This window comes from Georgenia sunbinii, assembly GCF_036421875.1.
Lineage (GTDB): Bacteria > Actinomycetota > Actinomycetes > Actinomycetales > Actinomycetaceae > Georgenia_B > Georgenia_B sunbinii.
Genome location: NZ_JAZGOL010000003.1, coordinates 15,026 through 37,451, shown reverse-complemented (window position 1 = coordinate 37,451; position 22,426 = coordinate 15,026). Strand labels below are relative to the sequence as shown.

Here is a 22,426-nt window from a genome sequence, read left to right as displayed (position 1 = left end):
GGGCGACGGCCCCGTCGAGGGTCCGCGATCGACGGCCGTCAGGCGCCGGTGGCGACCTTCTCGCCGTCGCGCGACTCGAGGGCTCGCGGCGTGTGGGCCACCTCGATCTTGCGCGGCCGGGCCTCCTCGGCGACCGGGATGGTCAGCGTGAGGACGCCGTCGGCGTAGTCGGCGTTGATCTTGTCCAGTGCCAGGCCGGTGCCCAGCGTCAGCTGGCGCGCGAACGTCCCGGCGGGACGCTCGTGGGACAGCCACTGGACGTCGTCGCCCGCAACGCTGGTGCGTTCGGCGCGGACGGTCAGCGTGCGGTCCTCGACGTCGATGTCGATCGTCGAGGGGTCGACGCCGGGCAGGTCGATCAGCGCGACGAAGGCCTCACCCTTGCGGAAGAGGTCGAGCGGCATCGCGGTGGTCGCCGGCGCCTGGCGCAGCGCGGAACCGAAGATGCGCTCCATGTCGCGGAACGGGTCGGTCAACAGAGTCATGGCATACCTCCGTGGGACGGGCGCCCGGCTCGGCCGGGGGCGGCACCCTCCGGTGCCGCCAGCGCCAATTCTGGCACTCGGCATGGGTGAGTGCTAAGCCGGTTCGCTAGGCGAGAAAAGTTGAGTCACCTCGGCTCAACCTGAGCAGCGGCGTCATCGGGTGGGTGGCAGATTGTGCGTGCGACACGGTCCGCTGGTGGAACTGCAAGCGCACCTTGATCCGACGCCGCGTTGCATGTCAAGATCGCAATATTCAATCTCTCTCGGTGCGGCGTGCGCCGACGCTTCGTTCTCCCGCTAAAGCCAGTTTCCCTGCCGGAAGGCACTGTCGTTCCATCAATGAATCGTCCTCGCGCCGGCGCGCAGCCAGTGAATCGCCGCGTATTCGTCGCAGTCATGGCGTGCGGCATGCTGCTCGGATCCTGCGGCCAGGACGCGCCGACGCAGGTGGATCAGATTCCGCCGGCGTCAATCGCATCAACCTTCATCGAGCTCATCGCCAGCGAGGAGCTCGATGAAGCCTGCGCCCTTGTCCTCACCGAAGCCTCATCCCGGAATGACGAAGGTGTGAGCACCGGAGGGGATGAGGACTGCCTCGCACTGGCTGGGCGAACACATGACGCATGGACGTCAGACGGAGTCCTTTCGTCGGCCGAAGCACTGACGACCGAGGATTTCGACGTCATCGAGGAATCCACGGGGAGATGGCGAGTTACTGCCGGCCCGCGGTCCGAACCGGAAGAGCTCAGGATCGACTTGGTTGTCGTCGACGCGTCAGGCTGGTGGCGGATCGACGCAAGTTCGTTCTGGGAGCAGTGAGTTCGTCGACTCAAGGCGCGGTCCGACCTGCGACGACAGCGTCCCTATCGGCCGGCGGCGTCGTCGTCGGGCGGCGGCCCGAAGGCGTCGCGGGCGCCGGTCACCACCTGCGTGGCGAGCCGGCCGCCGACGTACCAGCCGACGACGGCCCCGATGCCGAACGGCGCCAGCCGTCCGAGCATCATCGCCCCGCCCTTGGTGCCGGCGAGCCGTACGAGGCGTCGCGCCAGGCCCCGGTTGACGGTGCGCACGGTGCCCAGCGGGAGTCGGGTGAGGATGCCGCGGCCCCAGTAGAGGCTGCTCACGCCGAGGCGTCCGCTGACCGCCCGGGCGCCGTCCTCGCCGAGCAGTGCGGCCAGCAGCAGGGTGCGGCGGCGGGCGACGTCGTCGATCGCGATGCCGTGGACGTGCCCGACGGCGCCGATGTAGGTGGTGCTCGACCGGAAGAAGAAGACGAGGTTGGCGGAGGTGAGGAGCGCGGCCACCGCGGTCCCGACCCCGGGCACCGCTGCGGTGAGGCCGACGGCGGCGCTGACGACGCGCACCTGGCGCCGGTACCGGTGCTCGAGGAGCGCGATGACGTCCGCGGGGGAACCGTCCGGCCGAGCCCGCCGCGCCGCCTCGGCGCGTGCCGCTGCTCGCCCGCCGCCCTTGGCCAGCGCCCGCTCGACCAGCCGCTCGAGCCGGTTGGTGGCGGCGCCAGGGGCAGCGGCGTCCAGGTCAGCGGCAGCGTCCAGAGCGGTGCCGAGACCGGCATCGGCCTGCCGGGGCCGGCTCATCGCTCTGCCCGCAGCGGCTCGTCGGTCACTGTCACCTCGTAGGTGGCGCCGGCCTTGATCGTGCGTCCCACGGTGCACTGCCGGCTGGAGGTGCGGTCGATCCGCTCGGCGAGCTTGGCGCGTTGGCCCTCGTCCAGCTCGGCAAGGTCGAGGACGAGCTCGACGTCGAGCGACCCGTACCGGTTCTCGTCCGGCACCCCCGTCGACGAGACGCCGACGGCGGCCGGGAAGTCCTCGCCGAGCCGGCTGCGCAGGATGTGGTCGGTCGACAGCGCGGTGCACGCCGCCAGCGCGATCTTGAGCAGCTCGCCGGGGGAGAACACTCCTTCGGCATCGCCCTTGCCGATCCGTACCTCCGCCCCGCGGGAGTTGTAGCCGATGTACTCCGGCCGCCCCTGCCGCTCGGCCCACAGCGCGCGGACGTCCGGCGAGGTCTCCGTCGGGGATGTCTCGTTCTGGCTCATGCCCCGATCGTGGCACGAGCCGCGCGCGACGGCGCGACGTTGCCTGCCCACGGCACGGGACCGGATGCCCGTGCGGCTGGCCTGCCGTAGCGTGCCGCGCATGACCCAGGACCCTGCCGGTCGGTCGGCCGACCCAGCCCCCGTCGTCATCGTGCTGTTCGGTGCGACCGGGGACCTGAGCCGCCGGATGGTGCTGCCGGCGATCTTCGCGCTGCACGCACGCGGCAGCCTGCCCGACGACTGGTACCTGGTCGCAAGCGGCCGAAAGACCCACGACGACGACTGGTTCCGTGACCACGTCGCCGAGTCGCTGCGCGAGTTCGGCCAGCTGCCTGACGACTGGGACGAGGTGTGCCGCCGGGTGCGGTTCGCCGGCGGCGGGTTCACCGAGGAGGACCCGGGCGAGCTGCTCGACGTCCTCGCCGAGGTCCGCGGCAGGATCGACGGCGACCCGCGCCTCGTGCACTACCTCGCCGTCCCGCCGGTCGCCTTCGCGCCGATCACCGAGGCGCTGGGCGTGCACCAGCTCGCCGAGCGGTCCCGGGTGGTGTTCGAGAAGCCGTACGGTACGTCGCTGGCGAGCTTCGAGGAGCTCGACCGCCGGGTCAAGGCGGTGCTCGAGGAGGAGCAGGTCTACCGGATCGACCACTTCCTGGGCAAGGAGGCGGTGCAGAGCCTGTACGCGCTGCGGTTCGCCAACGAGCTCGTCGGTGGGGTGTGGAGCCGCCAGCACGTGTCCCAGGTGCAGATCGACGTCCCGGAGGACCTCGACGTCGCCGACCGCGCGGAGTTCTACGACTCGACCGGCGCGGCGCTGGACATGCTCGTCACCCACCTCTTCCAGGTCGCTGCCCAGGTGGCGATGGAGCCGCCCACCGACGTCCGGGACGCCGCCTGCCTCCTCGACGAGCGCGAGGGAGTCATCGCCCGTTTCCGGCCGGTGGACCCCGCGGAGGTGGTGCTCGGCCAGGTCGAGGGCTACCGCGACCTGGACGGGGTGGCCGACGACTCGGCCACCGACACCTTCATCGCTGCCCGGCTGTGGATCGACAACGACCGCTGGCGCGACGTGCCGTTCCTGCTGCGCACCGGCAAGCGGATGGCGGCCAGCGCGCAGCAGGTGACGCTCGTGCTGCGCCCGCCCCGCGGCCCGCTCATCGGCGAGGTCGACGTGCCCGACACCATCCAGGTCTCCCTCGCCGGCACCGGGTCGGTGTCGATCGGGATGACCGTCAAGACCCCTGGGCCCGACGACTTCTCGCTCAGCCCCGCCACCGCGACCCTGCAGCTCGAGGACGTCGCCGGCGCCGAGGCGCTGGCGCCCTACACCGCCCTGCTGCTCGACGTGCTCACCGGTGACCGGTCGATGTTCACCACCGCGGCTGGGCTGCGCGCGGCCTTCGTCGCCTTCGCGCCGCTGCAGGGCGATGGCCGGCCGGCGCCGCTGCCCTACGAGCCGGGCTCGTGGGGCCCGGCCGCGGCGGCCGAGCTCGTCGCTCCCCACCGCTGGTTCCTCGGCCAGTAGGGCTGGCCGGGACCTGCCGACCGGCGCCCGGCGGCCAGGCCCAGCCGGCGCCGGCCGCTGAGCGGGAACAGCGCGGCAGCGACCCGGCTCCGCCGCGGCAGCGACCCGCGCCGCCAGGCGACCACCCGTCGGGCGTCCTCGGCCATCGTGCCCACCGGCGCACCGGCCGCGGTGTAGCGGGCGGACTCCAGCCGGCCGACGGCGCGGTGCAGGGCGTCACGGGCCGCGGTGTCGGGCGCCAGCTCGGCGTCGTAGTAGGCAGCCTGACCACGCGGGGTCAGCTCGGGACGCGGGGTGACGCCGAGGTCCTCGAGCGAGCGGACGAGGGCCGTCCACTCGCGCTCCACCGGCATGCCGCTGCGGCGCCGCAGGAGACGGTCCAGCCGGGCCGCCAGGGGCGCCGCGGCCAGCAGCACCGCCAGCCCGACGACGGCGAGCAGGCCGGTGCGCAGCGCGGGGCCGTGCTGCGCCAGCCATCCGGCGTCGTCGCGACGCCCCTGCTCGGCGGCGGAGTCCGGCACCACGGTGCCGGGGGTCGGGTCGGCCTCCTCCGGGACCTCCGGAGCAGGCTCCACCGGGATCTCACCGCCCGGTGTCTGGTAGACCGGGGCGGCCCCGGACCGGCTGCCGGGGGTCGGCTCGAACCGGGTCCAGCCGAGCCCGGTGATGAACAGCTCGGGCCAGGCGTGGGCGTCGGCCGCGACGACCGTCCGGGTGCCGTCCAGCCCGGGGTCGCCCGGCAAGAAGCCGACCGCGAGCCGGGCGGGGATGTCCTGCGAGCGGGCCATCATCACCATCGCGGAGGCGAACTGCGTGCAGTAGCCCTGCTTGGTGGCCATGAAGTGGGAGACCGCGTCGAGCGGCTCGCCGTCGGAGCCCTCGACGGGGTCGGCGAGGGTGAGGGAGTAGCTGAAGTCCGGGCCGCGCAGGTAGCTCTGGAGCGCGAGCGCGATGTCGATCTGGTTGGTGAGGCCGCCCGCGAGCTCGTCGGCGAGCGGGCCGACCACGTCGGCGGACGCCGGGTCGACGGCGAGCACGCCACCGAGATCGGTGCGCAGGCTCCGTCTGGTGGAGCCGTCCGGCTCGACCACCAGTGCGGAACCGTCGGTCATGAACTCGTCGCGCTGCCCGCCGGGATGGACGACCTCGAGCAGCTGCGAGTCCGGCCCCCACCGGTACAGCAGGCCGTCGATGGACTCTTCCGAGGCCACCTGGAACTGGTCGAGCAGCCGCTCGGGCGGCGCGCCGATCTCCGCCGGCAGGGTGCCGACCGTGCCGACCTCCTGGTGGCTGACCTCGTAGGACTCCGGTGCGGTGGTGACCACGACCGTCTCGTCGACGACGTTCCAGCTCCAGCTGATCTCGCCGAGGTCGAGCCGGCTCGGCGGGTAGGGCACCGCGAGCTGTGGGGCGCGCAGGCCGTTCTGGATGACCGTCGTCTCGACGGTGCGTGGCTCGAGCCCGGCCGTCTGCTGCACCATCGAGCTGACCGTGGTGATCTCGCTGGAGCCCGGGACGGCGAAGCCCTGATCGTTGGGCAGCCACTGGCCGTCGGCGTAGTCCGAGGTCACGGTGACCCGTAGCGGGCCGGGTGAGGTGTCGTCGGTGCGGTAGCGGATCACCGGGGCACGGGACCGGTCGGCGAGGTCCTGGGCGAGGTCGAGGGTCTCGGTGAAGCTCACCGTGCCCGTCGTGTCCGAGCCGCTGCGGCTGAGCCCGTCGATGAGGACCGTCGGGGGCAGGTGGGGCAGCAGGCTCGGGACGACGACGGCGACGCCGAGCGCGCTGACCCCCAGTGCACGGGCCAGCGTGCCGTACCGCCGGGTGGCGCCGGCGGTGGCGGCCCGGGCGTCGACCGTCGTCACCTCGGTCGTCTGCCCCGACCACTGACCGACCTCGGTGCGCCCATGCCGCGCCAGCAGCACCAGCCAGGCGGCTGCGGCGGCGAGGAAGTAGCGGGGGTGCAGCGGCTCGCCGGTGCTCGAGGCGGTCAGCGAGCACATGAGCAGCAGCGGCACCCCGGCCATCGCGGGGGCGGCGAAGGTGACGGCGACGGCGTCGACGACGAGCATGAGCAGCACCATCGCGCCGAGCACGATGAACACCAGGCCGTCGGTCGCCGGGGCGGGCACGGCGTACGTGGCGATGGTGCGGCTGCCCTCCTCGACGAGCCGGAGCGCCGCCATGACGGCAGACTCGTCCGGGCTCCCGCCGCTGCCGCGCTGCACCGTCCACGCCAGCACGCTGAGCGCGGTGACGAGCTGGGCCACCAGCACCACCCAGCGGGGGCTGCCCAGCCCCCGGGCGAGGCCGCCGGCGACGACGACGAGCAGCATGATCCACACCAGCGGCCACACCCACGGCTGGTTGGCGACGAGGTCACCGACCGGCCAGCCGGCGACGAGGACGGCCACCGCCGCGAGCAGCGACTCGACCCACCGCCCGCGGGCGATCATCGGGGGCTCCACGACGTGGCCGCGCCGGCGCGGTCGGACACCCAGGTCTCCTGGACGGTGTCGCCCTCGGTGACGGTCCGGCACCGCCAACCGGCGTCGACGAGGGCGTCGGTGAGGCCGTCGGTGCGCTCGCGGGCCGGCGCCGGCCGCCCGGACCGGGTCGCGAAGCTCGCGGTGTCCAGGACGAGCGCGAGTGCGGGGCTGCCCGGGGTACGGACCGCTGCCAGCCGCAGCGTGTCGGTGGGATCGTGATCGGCGACCGCCGCGACGACGACGGCGCCCTCGCCGGTGAGCGACTGTGCCTGCCGCAGCGCGGCGGCGACGGAGGTGGCGTGGGGCTCGACGAGCGCCAGCGCCCGCAGCAGCCCGGGCAGCCCGGCGGCGGCGGGGACCGGGTCGATCCCGACGACATGGACCGCGTACCCCCGCCCCGTGAGGTGGACGGCGGCCGACGCGACGGCGCTCACCGCCCACTCGAAAGCCTCCGGGCAGCCGGCGAAGGCCGCCTCGCGGGTGTCGAGCACGAGGACCGCGCGCCGCCGGGCGGGACGCTCCTCCTGGCGGACCATGAGCTCGCCGCGGTGGGCGGTCGTGGGCCAGTGCACCCGGCGCAGGTCGTCGCCGTCGCGGTACTCACGGATGCTCATGTCGTCCTCGCCGTGCAGCGCGACCATGTGGGGCACCTGGCCGTCGCGGCCGAGCCCGGCGCCGTGGTGACCTGCCTGGTCGAGCGGCTCGATGCGGGGCAGCACGATGTACTCGTGCTCGTCGGGGAGCGCGCGGCGGCTGCCGGTGAGGCCGAACGGGTCGCGGTGCTCGAGCACGAGCGGGCCGAGCGGGTGGCTGCCGCGGGTCTCGGCCGGCACCTCGTAGTCGACCGCGTGGTGCTCGCCGGGGTCCATCACCGGTACCAGGAAGCGGGGGGAGCGACGCCGCTCGTCTGGCAGCTCTTCGTGCGCCAGCCAGGGGGCGGACCGACGCCGGCCGCTGTTGCGCAGCACCAGCCGCACCCGGACCGTGGTGCCGGGTGCCGCGAGGGCGGGCGCCACCCCGCGGTGCACGTCCAGCGGGGGTTGCGGCCGGGCGCCGGAGAGCAGGGCGAGGAACGGCAGGCAGGTGAGCAGCACCCCGATGCGGGTGATGTCGGGGAAGCCGAGCAGCATCCCGACGGCGGCCGTCGCCACCCCCAGCCCGAGGAAGCACTGGCCCCGGGGCGTCAGGCGCGGCCGCCTGCTCATCCGACCGCGGCCGGGACGGCGACCTCGGCGAGGAGGTCGGTGATGATCGACTCCGGCGTGTCACGAGCGAGCTGGGCGTCGCTGCTGAGGATGACCCGGTGGGCGAGGACGGGCACCGCCAGCTGCTGGATGTCGTCGGGCAGCACGTAGTCGCGGCCCTCGAGCGCGGCGTGGGCGCGGGCGGCCCGCACCAGGTGGAGGGCGGCCCGCGGCGAGCAGCCGAGCCGTAGCCGCGAGTGGCGGCGGGAGGCCGCGGCCAGGTCGACGACGTACTGCAGCACCGCCGGGCTCGCGTAGACACCGCGGACCGCCATGACGAGGCGGGCCACCGTCCCGGCGTCGGTGACCGGCCGCAGCGCGGCGAGCGGGTCGCTGGCCGAGTGCGCGCCGATCATCTCCAGCTCCGCGGCGGCATCCGGGTATCCCATGGAGATCCGGGCCATGAACCGGTCACGCTGCGCCTCCGGCAGCGGGTAGGTGCCCTCCATCTCGATCGGGTTCTGCGTCGCCATCACCATGAACGGGACCTCGAGCCGGTAGGTGTGGCCGTCGACGGTCACCTGGCTCTCGGCCATCGCCTCGAGCAGCGCCGACTGCGTCTTGGGCGAGGCACGGTTGATCTCGTCGCCGACGACGACGTTGGCGAACACCGCCCCCGGCCGGAACTCGAAGTGGTGGGTGTCCTGGTTGAACACGCTGACCCCGGTGATGTCGCTGGGCAGCAGGTCCGGGGTGAACTGGATGCGCTGCACCGAGCAGTCGACGGTGCGGCCCAGCGCCCGGGCGAGCATCGTCTTGCCGACGCCGGGCACGTCCTCGATGAGCAGGTGCCCCTCGGCGAGCAGCACGGTCACCACGGTGCGCAGCACCTCGTCCTTGCCCTGGATGACGCCAGACATGGCGGCATGGACCTTCCCGGCGACGTCGCGCAGCTCCGCAAGACTCTCCACGGGACGATCCTGCCTCATCGAGCCGCGGTCGGGGCAATCATGGAAGATGGCAGTCATGACGACGCCGTCGCAGCGACCGGCGCCCGGGCCGGCGAGCCTCGTCGACGAGGCAGTGGCCCTGGGCCGCCGCTGGCTGGCCACTGCCCGGACGGGCGAGACCAGCCAGGAACGGGCCACCAGCGGTCGGCTTGCTGCCCTTGTCGCCGACGCCGCCGGGCTCGACCTGGCTGTGCGTTTCATCGACCGGGTGGTGCGCCCCGAGGAGGACGCCGTCGCCGCCGCGGAGCTGTTCCGGCTGCGGCACCGGGCCCCGCGGTTCCTCGGCCCCGCCGACCGGCTGCTGTTCGCGGTGGGCGCGCGGCTCGCGCCGGCGGCACCGGGGATGGTCGTCCCGCTGGCCCGCCGCCGGCTGCGGCAGATCGTCGGCCACCTGGTCGTCGACGCCCACGACCCGGCCCTGGGCCGCCACCTCGCGCGGGCCCGGGCCGACGGCGTCCGCCTCAACCTCAACCTCCTCGGCGAGGCGGTGCTCGGGGAGGCCGAGGCGGCGTCCCGTACCCGGCGCACGATCGCGCTGCTCGCCCGCGACGACGTCGACTACGTCTCGGTCAAGGTCTCCTCGCTGGTGAGCCAGCTGAGCACCTGGGACCTCCCGGGCTCGCGCGACCGGGTGCTCGAGCGGCTGCGCCCGGTGTGCCGGGCGGCGCTCGCCCGCGAGCCGCACGCCTTCGTCAACCTCGACATGGAGGAGTACCGCGACCTCGACCTCACGCTCGAGGTGCTGGCGGCCGTCCTCGCGGAGACGGAGTTCGCCGAGCTCGAGGTCGGCGTGGTCCTGCAGGCCTACCTGCCCGACTCGGTGGCCGCGCTGGAGCGGCTCGTCGACCTCGCCGTCGCCCGCCGCGAGGCCGGCCACGCCGGCATCAAGGTCCGACTGGTCAAGGGCGCGAACCTCGCCATGGAGCAGGTCGAGGCGGCGCTGCACGGCTGGGCCCAGGCGCCGTACGACCGGAAGGAGGACGTCGACGCCAACTACGTCCGGCTGCTCGAGCGGATGCTGCGCCCCGAGCTCGCCGGGGCGCTACGGGTGGGCGTCGCCAGCCACCACGTGTTCCACGTGGCGCTGGCGCACCTGCTGGCCCAGGCTCGCGGCGTCGGCGCGATGCTCGACGTCGAGATGCTCCAGGGGATGTCGCCGGCCCAGGCCCGGGTGGTGCGGGAGGAGGTGGGGTCGGTGCTCCTGTACACCCCGGTGGTAGCGCCCGAGGACTTCGACGTCGCGGTGTCCTACCTCGTGCGGCGCCTGGAGGAGAACGCGGCGCCGCAGAACTTCCTCCACGCGGTGGCCGGTGACCGGCCCGGCGACCTCGACGCCCAGGTCCGGCGGTTCCGTGACTCGGTGGCCGGTGCGGCCACCGCGCCGACGCAGCGACGTCGGGGCACCGAGCGATCGCCGGCAGCGGACCGGTTCGCCAGCACCACCGACTCCGACCCCGCGCTGCCCGAGGTCCGGCGGTGGGCCCGGTCCCGGGTGACGGCGCTGCCGCGGGCCGCGGCCTCCCCGGTGCTCGCCACCGCGGCGGACGTCGAGGACGTCGTGCGGCGCGGGCGGGCCGCGGCGCCGGGCTGGGCCGGGCTCGGCGGTGCGCGCCGCGCGGCGGTGCTGCGCCGGGCGGCGGACGCCATCGAGGAGCGTCGCGGCGAGCTCGTCACCGCGATGGCGCACGAGGGCGGCAAGACGGTGGCGCAGGCCGACCCCGAGGTCTCCGAGGCCGTCGACTTCGCGCGGTACTACGCGGACCGTGCCGAGGAGCTGAGCAGCGGGAGCCTGAGCACCGACGGTGCCCGGTTCGAGCCCGACGTGCTCACCCTGGTGACGCCGCCGTGGAACTTCCCGGTGGCCATCCCCACCGGCGGGACGACGGCGGCGCTCGCGGCGGGCAGCGCCGTCGTCGTCAAGCCCGCCCACCCGGTGCCGGCGTGCACCGAGATCGTCGTCGAGGCGCTCCACGCTGCCGGCGTGCCTGGCGACGTCCTCCAGTTCGTGCGGGCCGACGAGGGCGACGTGGGGCGGGCGCTGGTGAGCCACCCGGGGATCGGCACCGTGCTGCTCACCGGTGCGGCCGAGACCGCCCGCCGGTTCGCCGGGTGGCGGGCCGGGCACCCGGGCGGGCCGCGGGTACTGGCCGAGACCTCCGGCAAGAACGCGCTCGTCGTCACCGCCGCCGCGGACGTCGACCTCGCGGTGGCGGACCTGCTGAGCTCCGCCTTCGGGCACGCCGGCCAGAAGTGCTCGGCGGCCTCGCTCGCCATCCTCGTCGGCCCGCTCGGCGAGTCGCCACGGTTCGCCCGCCAGCTCGCCGACGCCGTCCGGTCACTGCGAGTGGGCTGGCCCACAGACCTCGGGGTCACGATGGGGCCGGTCATCGAACCCCCGCGGGGCAAGCTGCGCCGGGCGCTGACCACGCTCGAGCCGGGGGAGTCGTGGGTGGTGGCGCCCCGCCAGCTCGACGGCACCGGCCGGCTCTGGTCGCCCGGCCTCAAGGACGGCGTCGCCCCGGGCTCGTTCTTCCACCTCACCGAGTGCTTCGGACCCGTGCTCGGCCTCATGCGCGCCCGCACGCTCGACGACGCGATCCGGCTGCAGAACGCCACCGCCTTCGGGCTCACCGGAGGGCTGCACTCGCTGGACGAGGCGGAGGTCGCCCACTGGCTGGCACGCGCGGCGGTGGGCAACGCCTACGTCAACCGGCACATCACCGGGGCGATCGTGCGGCGCCAGCCGTTCGGCGGCTGGAAGGGCTCCGCCGTCGGCCCCGGGGCGAAGGCCGGCGGCCCGAACTACGTCGCGCAGCTGGGACGCTGGCTGCCGGCCGGTGAGCCCGTCCGCCGGACCCGGCCCGCCGCGGAGGTCCGGGAGCTGCTCGCGGCGCTCCAACCGGTCCTGGCGATGCCTGCCCGGGGCCGCGGGGAGCAGGGCACGCTCGCCGTCCGACGGCGTCGGCTGGCGGTCGCCGCGGAGTCCGACGCCTACGCCTGGGCGCACGAGCTCGGCCGGGAGCATGACGTCACCGGCCTCGCCGCCGAGCGCAACGCGCTGCGGTACCGGCCGGCGGCGTTCCTGTGGGTGAGGGCGGGCGCGGACGCCGCCATCGACGACGTCGTCCGGCTGCTGCTCGCCGCACGGTGCGTGGCCGCGCCGGTCCGGGTCAGCCTCGCCGGCGGGCTCAGCGACCGGCTGCACGCCGCGGTGGCCGGCAGCGACGTCGTCGCGGCGGCGGTGCGACGGCTGGCCGACGTCGTCGACCGGGCCGAGACCACCGCCCAGCTCGTGGCCCGGGTGCGGGGCGGTGAGGTCACCGGCCGGCTGCGGGTGGTCGGTGAGGAGATTGCCGAGCTGCAGCGGGCGCTGGCCGACGAGACCCACGTGACGCTGCTCGGCGGCCCGGTGCTCGCCACCGGCCGGCGGGAGCTGCTCGGGGCGCTGCGGGAGCAGGCGGTGAGCGAGTCACGCCACCGCTACGGGCACGTGTCGCGGTGAGTCAGTCCGGGTGCGCGGCGAGGTACTCCAGGCCGATGCGACGCTCGACGGCGGTGACCTTGCCGACCGCCCCCGCGGCCGCCTTCTCGATCGGCCCGCCGAAGAGCGGGATGGACGCCGTGATATCCCCCGAGATGGTCTGCACGCTGCCCTGGGCGCCGGGGACGAGGGTCATCCTGCCCGCGACCCGCACCGGGACCCCGACGATGTCGATGGCCAGCGTGCCGTTGCGGGCGCCGTCCGGGCCGGGCGCCTGCCACGCCTCGACGAGACGGACGTCGAGGCACTGCCCGACGAAGGAGCGGAACTTCGCCGGTACCTGGTCGGTGGGCAGCTGGCGACGGGTGGTGACCGTGAACGCGTCGCCGTCGCGGCTCACCTCGAGGGTGGAGTCCAACGCACCGGTCGCGGCGATCTTCGCGCGGACGAACTCCTCGTCGGAGAGCATCCGGGCGACCCGGTCGATGTCGGCGGGGTAGTCGATCGTGGCGTCGAAGCGCACTGCCACTCCTCTCGGGCCGGCCGGGTTGCCGGGTGATCCACCCTACTCGTGGCCCGGCGTCTCGCCCGGCAGCCACGGCCGTAGGCTGTGCGGGTGTCGACCCTCAGTGAACTCATCGCGGACCGCTCGCGCCTCGAAGCGCACGCCATCGAGTGGATCCACCTCGTCGTCGGCGACTGGCAGGTCATCTCCGACCTGTCCTTCGCCGACCTGCTGCTGTGCATCCCGATGGGCGACGGGGAGGACTTCCTCATCGTGGCTCACTGCCGGCCCGCGACGGGTGCCACGGTGCACTACGAAGACATCGTCGGGCGGTTGATCCCAGCGGGGCGGCGCCGGCTGCTGCGCGACGCGATGGAGCGCAAGGTCCCGGTGCGGGCCACCGAGCCGCGCTGGATCGGGTCCCACGCGGTGCGGGAGGACGCCATCCCGGTCGTGCACGACGGTGAGGCGATCGCGGTCATCGCCCGCCAAGCGAACCTCGGGATCGCCCGGAGCTCGAGCCGGATGGAGCTCAACTACGTCGAGGCCGCCGACGCCGTCGCCGCGATGGTCGCCCGCGGCGAGTTCCCGCAGAACAGCTCCCCGAGCGGTTCGCGTCGTGGCGCGCCCCGCGTGGGGGACGGGTTCTTCCGGCTCAACCGCGAGGGTGAGGTGCTCTACGCCAGCCCCAACGCGATGTCGGCCTTCCACCGGCTGGGGATCATCGGTGACCTCGCCGGGCAGGTGCTCGTCGAGGTCGTCACCGGGGTGCTGGAGGACCGCAGTCCCGTCGAGGAGTCGTTGCCGCTGGTGATGATGGGCCGCGCGGCCTGGCGCTGCGAGGTCGAGGCGCACGGCGTCGTGCTGTCCTTCCGTGCCATCCCGATCATGGACAACGGCCAGCGCCGCGGCGCCGTCGTGCTCTGCCGCGACGTCACCGAGGTGCGCCGCCAGGAGATGGAGCTGCTCACCAAGGACGCGACGATCCGCGAGATCCACCACCGGGTGAAGAACAACCTGCAGACGGTGGCGGCGGTGCTGCGGCTGCAGGCCCGGCGCTCGAGCAGCCAGGAGGTGCGGACCGCGCTGGACGACGCGATGCGCCGGGTCTCCACGATCGCGCTCGTCCACGACATGCTGTCCCAGATCATCGACGAGATCGTCGACTTCGACGCGCTGTTCGTCCGGGTGCTGCGGCTGGCCGCGGACGTCGCCGCCGGGGAGCGGCAGGTTCGCACCGAGGTCGACGGGACCTTCGGACAGGTCGCCGCCGACGACGCGACGGCGCTCGCCGTCGTCCTCACCGAGCTGGTGACGAACGCGGTCGAGCACGGGCTGGCCGCGGCCGGCGGCACGGTACGGGTGACCGCGCAGCGCGACGGCCGGCTGCTCGACGTCGTCGTGCACGACAACGGCGTGGGCATGGCCGACGGCAGCGAGTCCAACGGGCTGGGGACGCAGATCGTCTCCACGCTCGTGCGCGGCGAGCTGAACGGCTCCATCGAGTGGCGGGCGGCCGAGGGCGGCGGCACCGACGTCGTCGTGCGGGCCAAGCTCGCCGACGCCCGGTAGGCCGGCGCGGCGACTAGTCGGTCGCGGCGTCCTCGTCGGTGGCGGCGTCCTCGTCGGTGCGGCGGCCCGGCCCGAGCCGGCGCCACAGGAACCACCCGACGAGCACGAGCACGCCGACGATGACGACCCACTGCAGGATCCCGGTGTACTGCTCGACGATGTGCCACCGCTCGCCGAGGAAGTAGCCGGCGAGCACGAGCACGGTGTTCCAGATCGTCGAGCCGGCGGTGGTGAGACCGAGGAAGAGCGGCAGCGGCATCCGTTCGATGCCGGCCGGGATGGAGATGAGGCTGCGGAAGATCGGCAGCATCCGCCCGAAGAAGACGGCCTTGGTGCCGTGCTTTGCGAACCACGCCTCGGTGGCGTCGATGTCGCTGCCGTTGACCAGCGGCAGCCGGACGGCGATCGCGCGCAGCCGGCGGATCCCCAGCCAGGCGCCCAGGCCGTAGAGCAGCATGGCGCCGACGACGGAGCCGAGGATCGTCCACAGGATGACGCCGACGAGGGAGAGCTCGCCCTGGCTGGCGGTGAACCCTGCCAGGGGCAGGATGACCTCGCTGGGGATCGGCGGGAAGAGGTTCTCCAGGGCGATGGCGATGGCGGCGCCCGGACCACCCATGGTCTCCATGAGGGAGACCGCGTAGTCGGTGATCGTCGTGAAGATCGAGCCGCCGCCGTCGGTGCTGACGCCAGCGACCCCCGGGACCTCGAGAGGTGCCGGGGGTCGGCTCATGCTGGCGGTGGCGATGTCAGCCGCCGGGTGGTCAGGAGGCGCGACGGGCGCGCGCGGTGCGGCGCTTGAGGGCGCGACGCTCGTCCTCGGACAAGCCACCCCACACGCCGGCGTCCTGACCGTTCTCCAGCGCCCACTTGAGGCAGACGTCGACGACCGGGCAACGCTGGCAGACGGTCTTGGCCTCCTCGATCTGGGTGAGGGCCGGCCCGGTGTTGCCGATGGGGAAGAACAGCTCGGGGTCTTCGGTCAGGCATGCGGCAGTGTGGCGCCAGTCCATGGCAACTCCTCTGGGACAGTGATCGGCCCACACCGATGAAACGTTGACGTGGCAGGGCCGAGACGAAGGCTGGATGCTGTGGACTAGCCTCACACGGACGACTACGCCCGACAAGGGGTGGACACGTCACACCTGCGCTCGGAGGCCGGTGGTATTGGTCACAACGACCATCGCTTGACACCACGTAGGCTCGGCAGGTGACCACTTCCCGCCCCTCCCTGCCGGCCGCGATGGCCGTCGCACTGCTGCTGGTCCTCGTCGAGCTCGGCGCGGTCGTCGCGCTCGCCGTCGGGATGATCGTCGAGGCCGTCGGCGGCACGGCGCAGACCCCGGGCAGCACCGTGGTGCTGGCTGTGATCTTCCTGCTGCTGACCGTGCTGCTCGCGCTCGCCTGCCGGGCACTGTGGCTGGGCCAGCGGTGGGGCCGCGGTCCGGTGATCACCTGGCAGCTGCTGCTGCTGGCGATCGGCGTGTCACAGTCGGCGACGCTCGTGGGGTGGCTGGTGGCGCTGCTCGTCGTGCTCCCGGTGGTGGTGGCTGTCGGGCTGCTCGTGCCGCCGTCGGTGGCGTGGACCGCCCCGGCAGGCCCGCCGCGCCGCTGACCGCGACGTCGACGGGCCTGCGTGAGGGTCACTCGGCGGCCAGCGCCGCGACCGGGGGCGTGCGCGCCGCGCTGCGGGCCGGCAGCACCGAGGCCGCCAGTCCCGCGAGCACCGCGACGACGACGATGATCCCGAGGTGGGCCCACGGCACCGCGAGGCTCAGTGAACCGGTACCGATGAGGATCACCGCGGCGCCCGCCCACCCGTAGAGCAGCCCGAGCACGGTGCCGATGACGACGCCGACGGCGGCGAGGAAGACCCCCTCGACGGCGAGCATCCCGCGCAGCTGGCGCCGGGTGAGCCCGATGGCGCGCAGTACCGCGGACTCGCGACGGCGCTCGAGGACCGACAGCGACAGCGTGTTGGCGACGCCGATGAGCGCGATGACCACGGCCACGCCGAGCAGTCCGACGACGATCGCCAGCAGCGTGTTGATGACCTGCTCGAACATCGCACGCTCGGCGGCCGGGCCGGCGACCGACGGCGGGGAGACGAACTCGTCGGCGGCGCCCGGCTGGGCGGCGGCCTCGGTGAGCCGGTCCTGGGCGGTGGTGATGGTCTGCGCCGCGTCGACCGACTCGTCGAGCCGCACCCACAGCGAGGCCATCGTCGCGGCCGGGTCGATCTCGGCGAGCACCTCGGGGGTGACGATCAGGCGCCACTGGGTGAAGCCCTCAGTGACCGCGACGGTGAGCTCGACGCCGCCGGTCGCCGGCACGTCCGGGTCGTCGCCCAGGCCGAGGGTGAGCTGGTCGCCGGTGGTGAGGTCGAGGTCGCGGGCGACCACGGCAGGGACGACGACGGTGGTGCCCGACAGGTCGGCGACCATGGTCGGGTCGAGCGCGACGTCCCGCACCGCGCCGGCGTCGAGGCCGAGGATCGGGACCTGGCCGTACTCCGTCGCTGCCGCCGGTCCGGCGATGATCGACGCCAGGCCCTCCTCGACGTCGGCCGTCCTCTCGACGCCCGCGGTTCCGGTGATGGCCGCGACCTGCTCGGCGGTCAGCGCCGTCGGACGGTCGTCCTCCCACTCGGTCGAGGTGACCGTCATGTCGACGGGGTACTCCGCGCGCAGCAGCGCGTCCAGGCTGGCGCGGGCGCTGACTGCGCCGGTGGACATCAGCGTGACGAGGGTGACGCCGATGACCAGGGCAGTGGCGGTGGCCGCCGTGCGACGGGGGTTGCGGGTGGCGTTGGCGGTGGCCAGCCGCACGGTGCTGCCGCCGCCGAGCCGGCCGACCACTGCGCCCATGAGCCGGACGAGGGCGGGGGCGATGAACACCACGCCGAGCATCACGCCGGCGAAGGACACGACGCCGCCACCGATGCTGAGCGCGAGCCCCAGATAGACCGCGGAGTCCTCGGGGATGGCGGTGCTGCCGGCGAGCGCCGGGCCGCCGGCGAGCATCGCGCCGCCGACGACGATGAGCACCACCGAGACGACCAGCCGGAGCCGGGAGGCGCCACGCGGGTCGGGCGGCTGTGGCGGCCGCAGCGCGGCGAGCGGGGAGACCGCGGTGGCGGCCCGGGCCGGGGCGAGCGCCGCCAGGAAGGTGACGACCGCACCGGTGAGGACCGGCACGAGGATGACGGCCGGTGAGATCGACACCGAGTCCGGCAGCGGGACGCCGACGTCCTGCGAGCCGAGGATCCACAGCGCGAGCTGGGCGAGCCCGAGCCCGGCGAGCAGCCCGGCGATACCGGCGAGGGTGCCGAGCAGCAGGGCCTCGATCAGCACCGAGCGTCGGACCTGCGCCTTGGTGGCGCCCACCGCCCGCAGCAGCGCGAGGGTGTGGGTGCGCTGGGCGACGATCACCTGGAAGGTGTTGGTGATGACGATGGCCGCGACGAACATCGCGATCGCGCCGAACGCGAGGATCAGCGTGGTGAAGATGGCGTTCTGGCCGGTGAGCTCGGCGGTGCGCTGCTCGGCCAGCTGCTGGCCGGTGAGCACGCTGTCGCCGGGCAGCAGCGCCGCGACGTCGGCCGCCAGGGCGTCGGGAGAGACGCCGTCGTCGGCGCCGACGAGGAGCCGGGAGTACCCGAGCACCAGGCCCGCCTCGTCCACCCAGGCGTCGCGCTGCGCGGCGGACACCATGGCGGTGCTGCCGTAGGAGGTGATCGCCAGCGGTGCCTCGGTGATGCCGACGACGGTGAGCTCGGCGGTCACCTGCTCCGCCACTTGGTCGCCGTCCTCGGTGCTGTCGGTCCCGGTGCCGTCGGCGGCGGGCAGCCAGAGCTCGGTCTCCAGCGTCACCGTGTCACCGACGCCGGCGTCGAGCCGCTCGGCCATGGAGTCGGAGAGCGCGACCTCGCCGAGCGCTCGCGGCAGCTCGCCGTCGACGAGCACGGGGGCGGTGAGGCCAGCCGCGGGGACCGCGTCGACCTGCGCCCAGTCCTGCCGGCCGCCGGTCGTCACCGTGCCGTAGCTGGTGAGCTGGCCGTCGGCGACGCGGACCCCGGGAAGGGCACGCACCTCGGCGAGCTTGGCAGCGCTCAGCGGCGTCACGGAGTGGTTCTCGGCGACGACGTCGGCGTCGCCGAGCTCGGCGGTCATCGCCGCGTAGGTGGTGTCGCGGATCATCGACGAACCGACGAGGGTTGCCGCGATGAACGCGGTGCCGACGACGATCGCGAGCCCGGCGGCGAGCAGGCGCCCGGTGCTGTGGCGCATCTGGGAGAGCGTGAGGCGCAGCATCAGGCCTCCACGGTGCGCAGCGCGTCGAGGCCGGCGAGGACGGACTCCGGCGTCGGCCGCTCGATGTGGCCGGCGATGCGGCCGTCGGCCAGCAGGATGACGCGGTCGGCGTAGGACGCGGCGACCGGGTCGTGGGTGACCATGACGATCGTCTGCCCCAGCTCGCGGACGCTGGTGCGCAGGAAGGACAGCACCTCGGCGCCGGAACGGGAGTCGAGGTTTCCGGTGGGCTCGTCGGCGAACAGCACGTCGGGCCGGGTGATGAGTGCACGGGCGATGGCGACGCGCTGCTGCTGCCCGCCGGACAGCTCGCTGGGGCGGTGGGTGAGGCGGTCGCTCAGCCCGAGGGTGTCGACGAGGACGTCGAGCCACTCCTGGTCGACCTTCGTGCTCGCCAGCTCGCAGGGCAGCGTGATGTTCTGCAGCGCGGTGAACATCGGCAGCAGGTTGAAGGCCTGGAAGACGAAGCCGACCCGCTCGCGACGCAGCAGCGTGAGCTGGGTGTCGCCGAGCGTGGTGAGCTCGGTGTCGCCGAGGTGCACCTGACCGCCGGTGGCGGTGTCCAGCCCGGCGAGCAGGTGCATGAGGGTGGACTTGCCCGAGCCCGAGGGGCCCATGATCGCGGTGAGCTCGCCGGCGGCGAAGTCGACGTCGACGCCGCGCAGGGCGTGCACCGCGACCTCACCGCTGCCGTAGATCTTGGTCAGGCCGCGGGCGCGTACTGCCGGGGTCCTGGTCGTGGTGGGGGCGATGCTCACAGCTGTCCTCCTGGGGGTGGCCGGCGGGCCACGGTGGCCGGTCCGGCGCCGGCGGTGTGCCGACGTGGTCGACGCTATTTCGGCAGCGGGCACCACCGCGTCCGGCCCCGGCATCGTTCCTGGGTCATCCCGTGGTCGTACGCCGTCGGCCGCGTGTCCACCCGACGGGTCGCGGAGCCTACCGGCCGGGGGCGACCAGGCCGGTCTCGTAGGCGACGACGACCGCCTGCACCCGGTCGCGGGCGCCGAGCTTGGACAGCACACGCCCGACATGGGTCTTGACCGTTGCCTCCGCGACGAAGAGGTCGGCGGCAATCTCGGTGTTGCTGCGGCCACGGGCCATGAGGACGAGCACCTCGCGCTCGCGGTCGGTCAGCCCGTCGAGCACCGCAGGGGAGGCCTTCTGCTCGTCGGGCAGGATGTCGGCGAGATGCTCGATGAGGCGCTTGGTCGAGGACGGTGCGATGACGCCGTCACCGGCGTGCACGGTGCGGATGGCGGCGAGCATGTCTTCCGGCGGGGTGTCCTTGAGGAGGAAGCCGCTCGAGCCGGCCTTGATGGCGCGCATGACGTACTCGTCCAGGTCGAAGGTGGTGAGGATGACGACCTTCGGAGAGGCGCCGGTGACCGACGGCCGCGAGGTCAGCTGCTCGGTGGCGGTGAGCCCGTCCATGCCGGGCATCCGGATGTCCATGAGCACGACGTCGGTCTCGTAGGACTCGAGCAGCCGCAGCGCCTGGGCGCCGTCGCCCGCCTCGACGACGACCGTCATGTCCGGCTGGGAGTTGATGACCAGCGCGAAGCCGGCCCGGACGAGCTGCTGGTCGTCGACGATCGCGACCCTGATGGGCGCGACGCCGTCGCCGGTGTCCTGGGGCGTGTCGTGGCGAAGTGTCACTGTGGTCCTTCTTGTGGGGTGGGCGCCGGCCAGCTCGTGGGGGTCAGCGGTACGCCGCCGGGCTCGGCCCCGGGGACTACCTGGCGCGGCAGCGGGATGACCGCCCGCACCCGGAACCCGCCGCCAGGCCTGGGGCCGGCCTCGATGGTGCCGGCGAACAGCTCGACCCGCTCCCGCATGCCGAGGATGCCATGTCCCAGGCCGTCGCTCGTCGCCGCCGCACCACGACCGGTGTCGTCGACCTGGATGGTCAGCTGCTGGGGGCCCCACTGCAGCATGACCGTGGCGGTGGCCGAGGGACCGCCGTGCTTGAGCACGTTGGTCAGCGCCTCCTGACAGATCCGGTGGACCGTGAGGCCGGTCCCCGGCGGGAGCGGGCGGGCGTGGCCCATGCGCACCACGGAGCACGGCAGGCCGGCGGAGCGGACCTGCTCGACGAGGGTGTCGAGGTCGGCGTCGATCGGTTGCGGGGTGATGGCCGAGGCGGAGGCGTCGTCGTCGGCGGGAGCGCGCAGCACGCCGAGGATCTTGCGCATGTCGGACAGTGCGGCCCGGCCGGTCTCGCTGATCGTCGTCAGCGCCCGGACGGCGGCGTCCGGGTCGGCGGGGGCGGCGTACCGGCCGCCGTCGGCCTGCGCGATGACGACGGACAGCGAGTGGGCGACGACGTCGTGCATCTCCCGGGCGATCCTCGACCGCTCCGCGGCGGTGGCGATCTGCGCCTGCTGGTCGCGCTCGATCTCCAGCCGACGGGCACGCTCGGCGAGCGTCTCGGTGTGGGCGAGGCGGCTGCGTCGGAGCAGCCCGAGGGCCCAGGCCAGGAGGCACAGGACGCCGATGAGGCCGGCGGTGTACACCACGGTGCCGGGGTTCGCGGCGACCAGCCGGGCGTCGATCGGCTCACCGCCCAACCCGGGGCCGGACGTACCGGCGAAGACGGAGCCTTGGAGCAGGGCACCGATGAACCCGCCGCCCAGCGCCAGCCGGCCGGCCCAGACCGGGCCGTGGGCGGTGACCGAGTACAGCGCGACGAAGATGAGCAGGTCGGTGAACAGCACCGGGGCACCGAGCGCGAAGTGGCCGAGGGCGGCCGTGTAGACGACGACGGCGGATGCCACCGGGTTGGTCCGACGCCAGTAGAGCGCGACCGGCATCACGATCGAGGCCAGCACGCTCGCCACGGCGGCCACCCCGCCGTAGGCGCTGCCGACGGCGAACGAGAGCAGCCCGACCGTCAGGAACATCACCGTGACGAACAGCAGGTCGAGGATCCGGCTGTCCTCGCGCAGCCGCGGTACTGCGGATGGATAGGGGCCGGAGGGGCCGCTCACCGGTCAGTCCACGGGCTCGAGGAGCGCCGGGTTGTCGACGCGGACGTTGCCCACCTCGGGCCCTACGCGGTGAAAACCGAGGCGCGGTCGGCTCGGCAGCGGAACTCCGAGGGCCTCCTCGGCGTCCTGCAGCGTGGGGTCCAGCCACCGGGCGATGTCCTTGCGGCGCAGGACGACCGGTTCGCGATCGTGGATGCCGGCGAGGTCGGCCCGGGCCGGACGGGTGAGGATCGTCGTCGAGAGCAGCCAGCGGGTGGGGTCGTCGTCCTCCTTCGCGGGGTCGCGCCAGAAGGCGTACAGACCGGCGAAGGCGAGCGGGGCGGCGTCGGCGCGGTGGATGAAGAAGGGGGTCTTCTTCTTCGGGTCCGCGCTGTCCTTGCGCCACTCGAAGTAGCCGTCACCGGGCACGATGCAGCGCCGGGTGACCAACGAGCTCGCGAAGGAACGCTTCTCGGCGACCGTCTCGATCCGCGCGTTGATGAGTGGTGGACCGCTGCGCGGGTCGCTCACGAACCCGGGCACCAGGCCCCAGCGGGCGGCGTGCATCTCGCGCCGTAGCGGCCCGTCCTTGCGATCGGTGGTGCGCTCGAGCACGACGCGCACCGAGTCCGTCGGGGCGACGTTGAACGATGGGTGGACCGACTCGGCCTCCTCGGTGATCTCGATGACGTCGAACTCTCGAGCGATGTCCTGGGCCTGACGGAACGATGCATAGCGACCGCACATGTCCTCAGCGTGCCAGGTGGCGGTGACATCTGGCGTCAACCGTTGGGCTGATTGCCGGTGTCCACCCCAGGGTGGAGACGGCGCCTG

General features: G+C 73.5%; 19 protein-coding genes. 5 read left to right on the top strand and 14 right to left on the bottom strand.

Features of this window, described 5'->3' with window-relative positions; translation table 11 throughout:
• Nucleotides 1–38 precede the first annotated feature (38 nt).
• Nucleotides 39–485 carry an Hsp20/alpha crystallin family protein gene (locus tag V2J52_RS07980; protein WP_331227167.1) on the bottom strand — a complete coding sequence of 149 codons (447 nt, stop codon included), beginning with the start codon at nucleotides 483–485 and terminating at the stop codon, nucleotides 39–41.
• Between the two features lie 408 nt (nucleotides 486–893).
• Between V2J52_RS07980 and V2J52_RS07975 the strand changes: the two genes are divergently transcribed.
• On the top strand, nucleotides 894–1,304 hold the full coding sequence (locus V2J52_RS07975; RefSeq protein ID WP_331227166.1) for a hypothetical protein: 411 nt from the start codon (nucleotides 894–896) through the stop codon (nucleotides 1,302–1,304).
• Nucleotides 1,305–1,348: 44 nt separating this feature from the next.
• Here V2J52_RS07975 and V2J52_RS07970 read toward each other — a convergent pair whose 3' ends face one another.
• Both V2J52_RS07970 and V2J52_RS07965 read right to left on the bottom strand, forming a co-directional pair.
• On the bottom strand, nucleotides 1,349–2,083 hold the full coding sequence (locus V2J52_RS07970) for a hypothetical protein (RefSeq protein ID WP_331227165.1): 735 nt from the start codon (nucleotides 2,081–2,083) through the stop codon (nucleotides 1,349–1,351).
• A complete protein-coding gene (locus V2J52_RS07965; protein WP_331227164.1) occupies nucleotides 2,080–2,547 on the bottom strand; it encodes an OsmC family protein in 468 nt (155 codons plus the stop codon). The genes V2J52_RS07970 and V2J52_RS07965 overlap by 4 nt, the downstream gene beginning before the upstream one ends.
• Before the next feature lie 100 nt (nucleotides 2,548–2,647).
• Here V2J52_RS07965 and V2J52_RS07960 point away from each other — a divergent pair, with 100 nt between their 5' ends.
• Nucleotides 2,648–4,072, top strand: a complete 1,425-nt coding sequence (locus tag V2J52_RS07960) for a glucose-6-phosphate dehydrogenase (RefSeq protein ID WP_331227163.1) — start codon at nucleotides 2,648–2,650, stop codon at nucleotides 4,070–4,072.
• Here the strand turns inward: V2J52_RS07960 and V2J52_RS07955 are convergent.
• Genes V2J52_RS07955 through V2J52_RS07945 form a run of 3 tightly spaced genes read right to left on the bottom strand, consistent with a single transcriptional unit; the run spans nucleotide 3,997 to nucleotide 8,734 of the window.
• Complete coding sequence (locus V2J52_RS07955; RefSeq protein ID WP_331227162.1) at nucleotides 3,997–6,528, bottom strand: transglutaminase TgpA family protein; 2,532 nt, start codon at nucleotides 6,526–6,528, stop codon at nucleotides 3,997–3,999. The genes V2J52_RS07960 and V2J52_RS07955 overlap by 76 nt on opposite strands.
• Nucleotides 6,525–7,766, bottom strand: a complete 1,242-nt coding sequence (locus V2J52_RS07950; protein ID WP_331227161.1) for a DUF58 domain-containing protein — start codon at nucleotides 7,764–7,766, stop codon at nucleotides 6,525–6,527. Before V2J52_RS07950 ends, V2J52_RS07955 begins: the two co-directional genes overlap by 4 nt.
• Entirely contained in the window at nucleotides 7,763–8,734 is a 972-nt protein-coding gene (locus tag V2J52_RS07945; RefSeq protein WP_331227160.1) for an AAA family ATPase, read from the bottom strand. Before V2J52_RS07945 ends, V2J52_RS07950 begins: the two co-directional genes overlap by 4 nt.
• Nucleotides 8,735–8,771: 37 nt before the next feature.
• Between V2J52_RS07945 and V2J52_RS07940 the strand changes: the two genes are divergently transcribed.
• Nucleotides 8,772–12,257 (top strand): bifunctional proline dehydrogenase/L-glutamate gamma-semialdehyde dehydrogenase, encoded by a 3,486-nt coding sequence (locus V2J52_RS07940; protein WP_331227159.1) that lies wholly within the window; start codon nucleotides 8,772–8,774, stop codon nucleotides 12,255–12,257.
• 1 nt (nucleotide 12,258) lies between these two features.
• On the opposite strand, the gene V2J52_RS07935 is transcribed toward V2J52_RS07940, so the two are convergent.
• Entirely contained in the window at nucleotides 12,259–12,759 is a 501-nt protein-coding gene (locus V2J52_RS07935; protein WP_331227158.1) for a DUF2505 domain-containing protein, read from the bottom strand.
• Nucleotides 12,760–12,852: 93 nt separating this feature from the next.
• Between V2J52_RS07935 and V2J52_RS07930 the strand changes: the two genes are divergently transcribed.
• Nucleotides 12,853–14,313: a sensor histidine kinase gene (locus V2J52_RS07930; RefSeq protein ID WP_331227157.1), complete on the top strand. Its 1,461-nt coding sequence runs from the start codon at nucleotides 12,853–12,855 to the stop codon at nucleotides 14,311–14,313.
• Between the two features lie 13 nt (nucleotides 14,314–14,326).
• Here V2J52_RS07930 and V2J52_RS07925 read toward each other — a convergent pair whose 3' ends face one another.
• On the bottom strand, nucleotides 14,327–15,046 hold the full coding sequence (locus tag V2J52_RS07925) for a DedA family protein (protein ID WP_331227156.1): 720 nt from the start codon (nucleotides 15,044–15,046) through the stop codon (nucleotides 14,327–14,329).
• 31 nt (nucleotides 15,047–15,077) lie between these two features.
• Entirely contained in the window at nucleotides 15,078–15,326 is a 249-nt protein-coding gene (locus V2J52_RS07920) for a WhiB family transcriptional regulator (protein ID WP_331227155.1), read from the bottom strand.
• Nucleotides 15,327–15,523: 197 nt separating this feature from the next.
• Between V2J52_RS07920 and V2J52_RS07915 the strand changes: the two genes are divergently transcribed.
• Nucleotides 15,524–15,928, top strand: a complete 405-nt coding sequence (locus V2J52_RS07915; protein ID WP_331227154.1) for a hypothetical protein — start codon at nucleotides 15,524–15,526, stop codon at nucleotides 15,926–15,928.
• Between the two features lie 28 nt (nucleotides 15,929–15,956).
• On the opposite strand, the gene V2J52_RS07910 is transcribed toward V2J52_RS07915, so the two are convergent.
• From V2J52_RS07910 to V2J52_RS07890, 5 genes are all read right to left on the bottom strand, one after another.
• The gene (locus V2J52_RS07910) at nucleotides 15,957–18,626 is read right to left on the bottom strand and encodes an ABC transporter permease (protein ID WP_331227153.1); all 2,670 of its coding nucleotides are present in this window, start codon (nucleotides 18,624–18,626) and stop codon (nucleotides 15,957–15,959) included.
• The gene (locus V2J52_RS07905; protein WP_331227152.1) at nucleotides 18,626–19,384 is read right to left on the bottom strand and encodes an ABC transporter ATP-binding protein; all 759 of its coding nucleotides are present in this window, start codon (nucleotides 19,382–19,384) and stop codon (nucleotides 18,626–18,628) included. Before V2J52_RS07905 ends, V2J52_RS07910 begins: the two co-directional genes overlap by 1 nt.
• A 178-nt stretch (nucleotides 19,385–19,562) precedes the next feature.
• Complete coding sequence (locus V2J52_RS07900) at nucleotides 19,563–20,282, bottom strand: response regulator transcription factor (RefSeq protein ID WP_331227151.1); 720 nt, start codon at nucleotides 20,280–20,282, stop codon at nucleotides 19,563–19,565.
• Nucleotides 20,279–21,613, bottom strand: a complete 1,335-nt coding sequence (locus V2J52_RS07895; RefSeq protein WP_331227150.1) for a sensor histidine kinase — start codon at nucleotides 21,611–21,613, stop codon at nucleotides 20,279–20,281. The genes V2J52_RS07900 and V2J52_RS07895 overlap by 4 nt, the downstream gene beginning before the upstream one ends.
• Nucleotides 21,614–21,616: 3 nt before the next feature.
• On the bottom strand, nucleotides 21,617–22,339 hold the full coding sequence (locus V2J52_RS07890; RefSeq protein ID WP_331227149.1) for an SOS response-associated peptidase: 723 nt from the start codon (nucleotides 22,337–22,339) through the stop codon (nucleotides 21,617–21,619).
• Nucleotides 22,340–22,426 lie beyond the last annotated feature (87 nt).

Excerpts from the sequence above, each read along its gene's own strand:
- V2J52_RS07980 (WP_331227167.1), bottom strand. The coding sequence starts at position 485 with ATGACTCTGTTGACCGACCCGTTCCGCGACATGGAGCGCATCTTCGGT.
- V2J52_RS07975 (WP_331227166.1), top strand. The coding sequence starts at position 894 with ATGCTGCTCGGATCCTGCGGCCAGGACGCGCCGACGCAGGTGGATCAG.
- V2J52_RS07970 (WP_331227165.1), bottom strand. The coding sequence starts at position 2,083 with ATGAGCCGGCCCCGGCAGGCCGATGCCGGTCTCGGCACCGCTCTGGAC.
- V2J52_RS07965 (WP_331227164.1), bottom strand. The coding sequence starts at position 2,547 with ATGAGCCAGAACGAGACATCCCCGACGGAGACCTCGCCGGACGTCCGC.
- V2J52_RS07960 (WP_331227163.1), top strand. The coding sequence starts at position 2,648 with ATGACCCAGGACCCTGCCGGTCGGTCGGCCGACCCAGCCCCCGTCGTC.
- V2J52_RS07955 (WP_331227162.1), bottom strand. The coding sequence starts at position 6,528 with ATGATCGCCCGCGGGCGGTGGGTCGAGTCGCTGCTCGCGGCGGTGGCC.
- V2J52_RS07950 (WP_331227161.1), bottom strand. The coding sequence starts at position 7,766 with ATGAGCAGGCGGCCGCGCCTGACGCCCCGGGGCCAGTGCTTCCTCGGG.
- V2J52_RS07945 (WP_331227160.1), bottom strand. The coding sequence starts at position 8,734 with ATGAGGCAGGATCGTCCCGTGGAGAGTCTTGCGGAGCTGCGCGACGTC.
- V2J52_RS07940 (WP_331227159.1), top strand. The coding sequence starts at position 8,772 with ATGACGACGCCGTCGCAGCGACCGGCGCCCGGGCCGGCGAGCCTCGTC.
- V2J52_RS07925 (WP_331227156.1), bottom strand. The coding sequence starts at position 15,046 with ATGAGCCGACCCCCGGCACCTCTCGAGGTCCCGGGGGTCGCTGGCGTC.
- V2J52_RS07920 (WP_331227155.1), bottom strand. The coding sequence starts at position 15,326 with ATGGACTGGCGCCACACTGCCGCATGCCTGACCGAAGACCCCGAGCTG.
- V2J52_RS07910 (WP_331227153.1), bottom strand. The coding sequence starts at position 18,626 with ATGCTGCGCCTCACGCTCTCCCAGATGCGCCACAGCACCGGGCGCCTG.
- V2J52_RS07890 (WP_331227149.1), bottom strand. The coding sequence starts at position 22,339 with ATGTGCGGTCGCTATGCATCGTTCCGTCAGGCCCAGGACATCGCTCGA.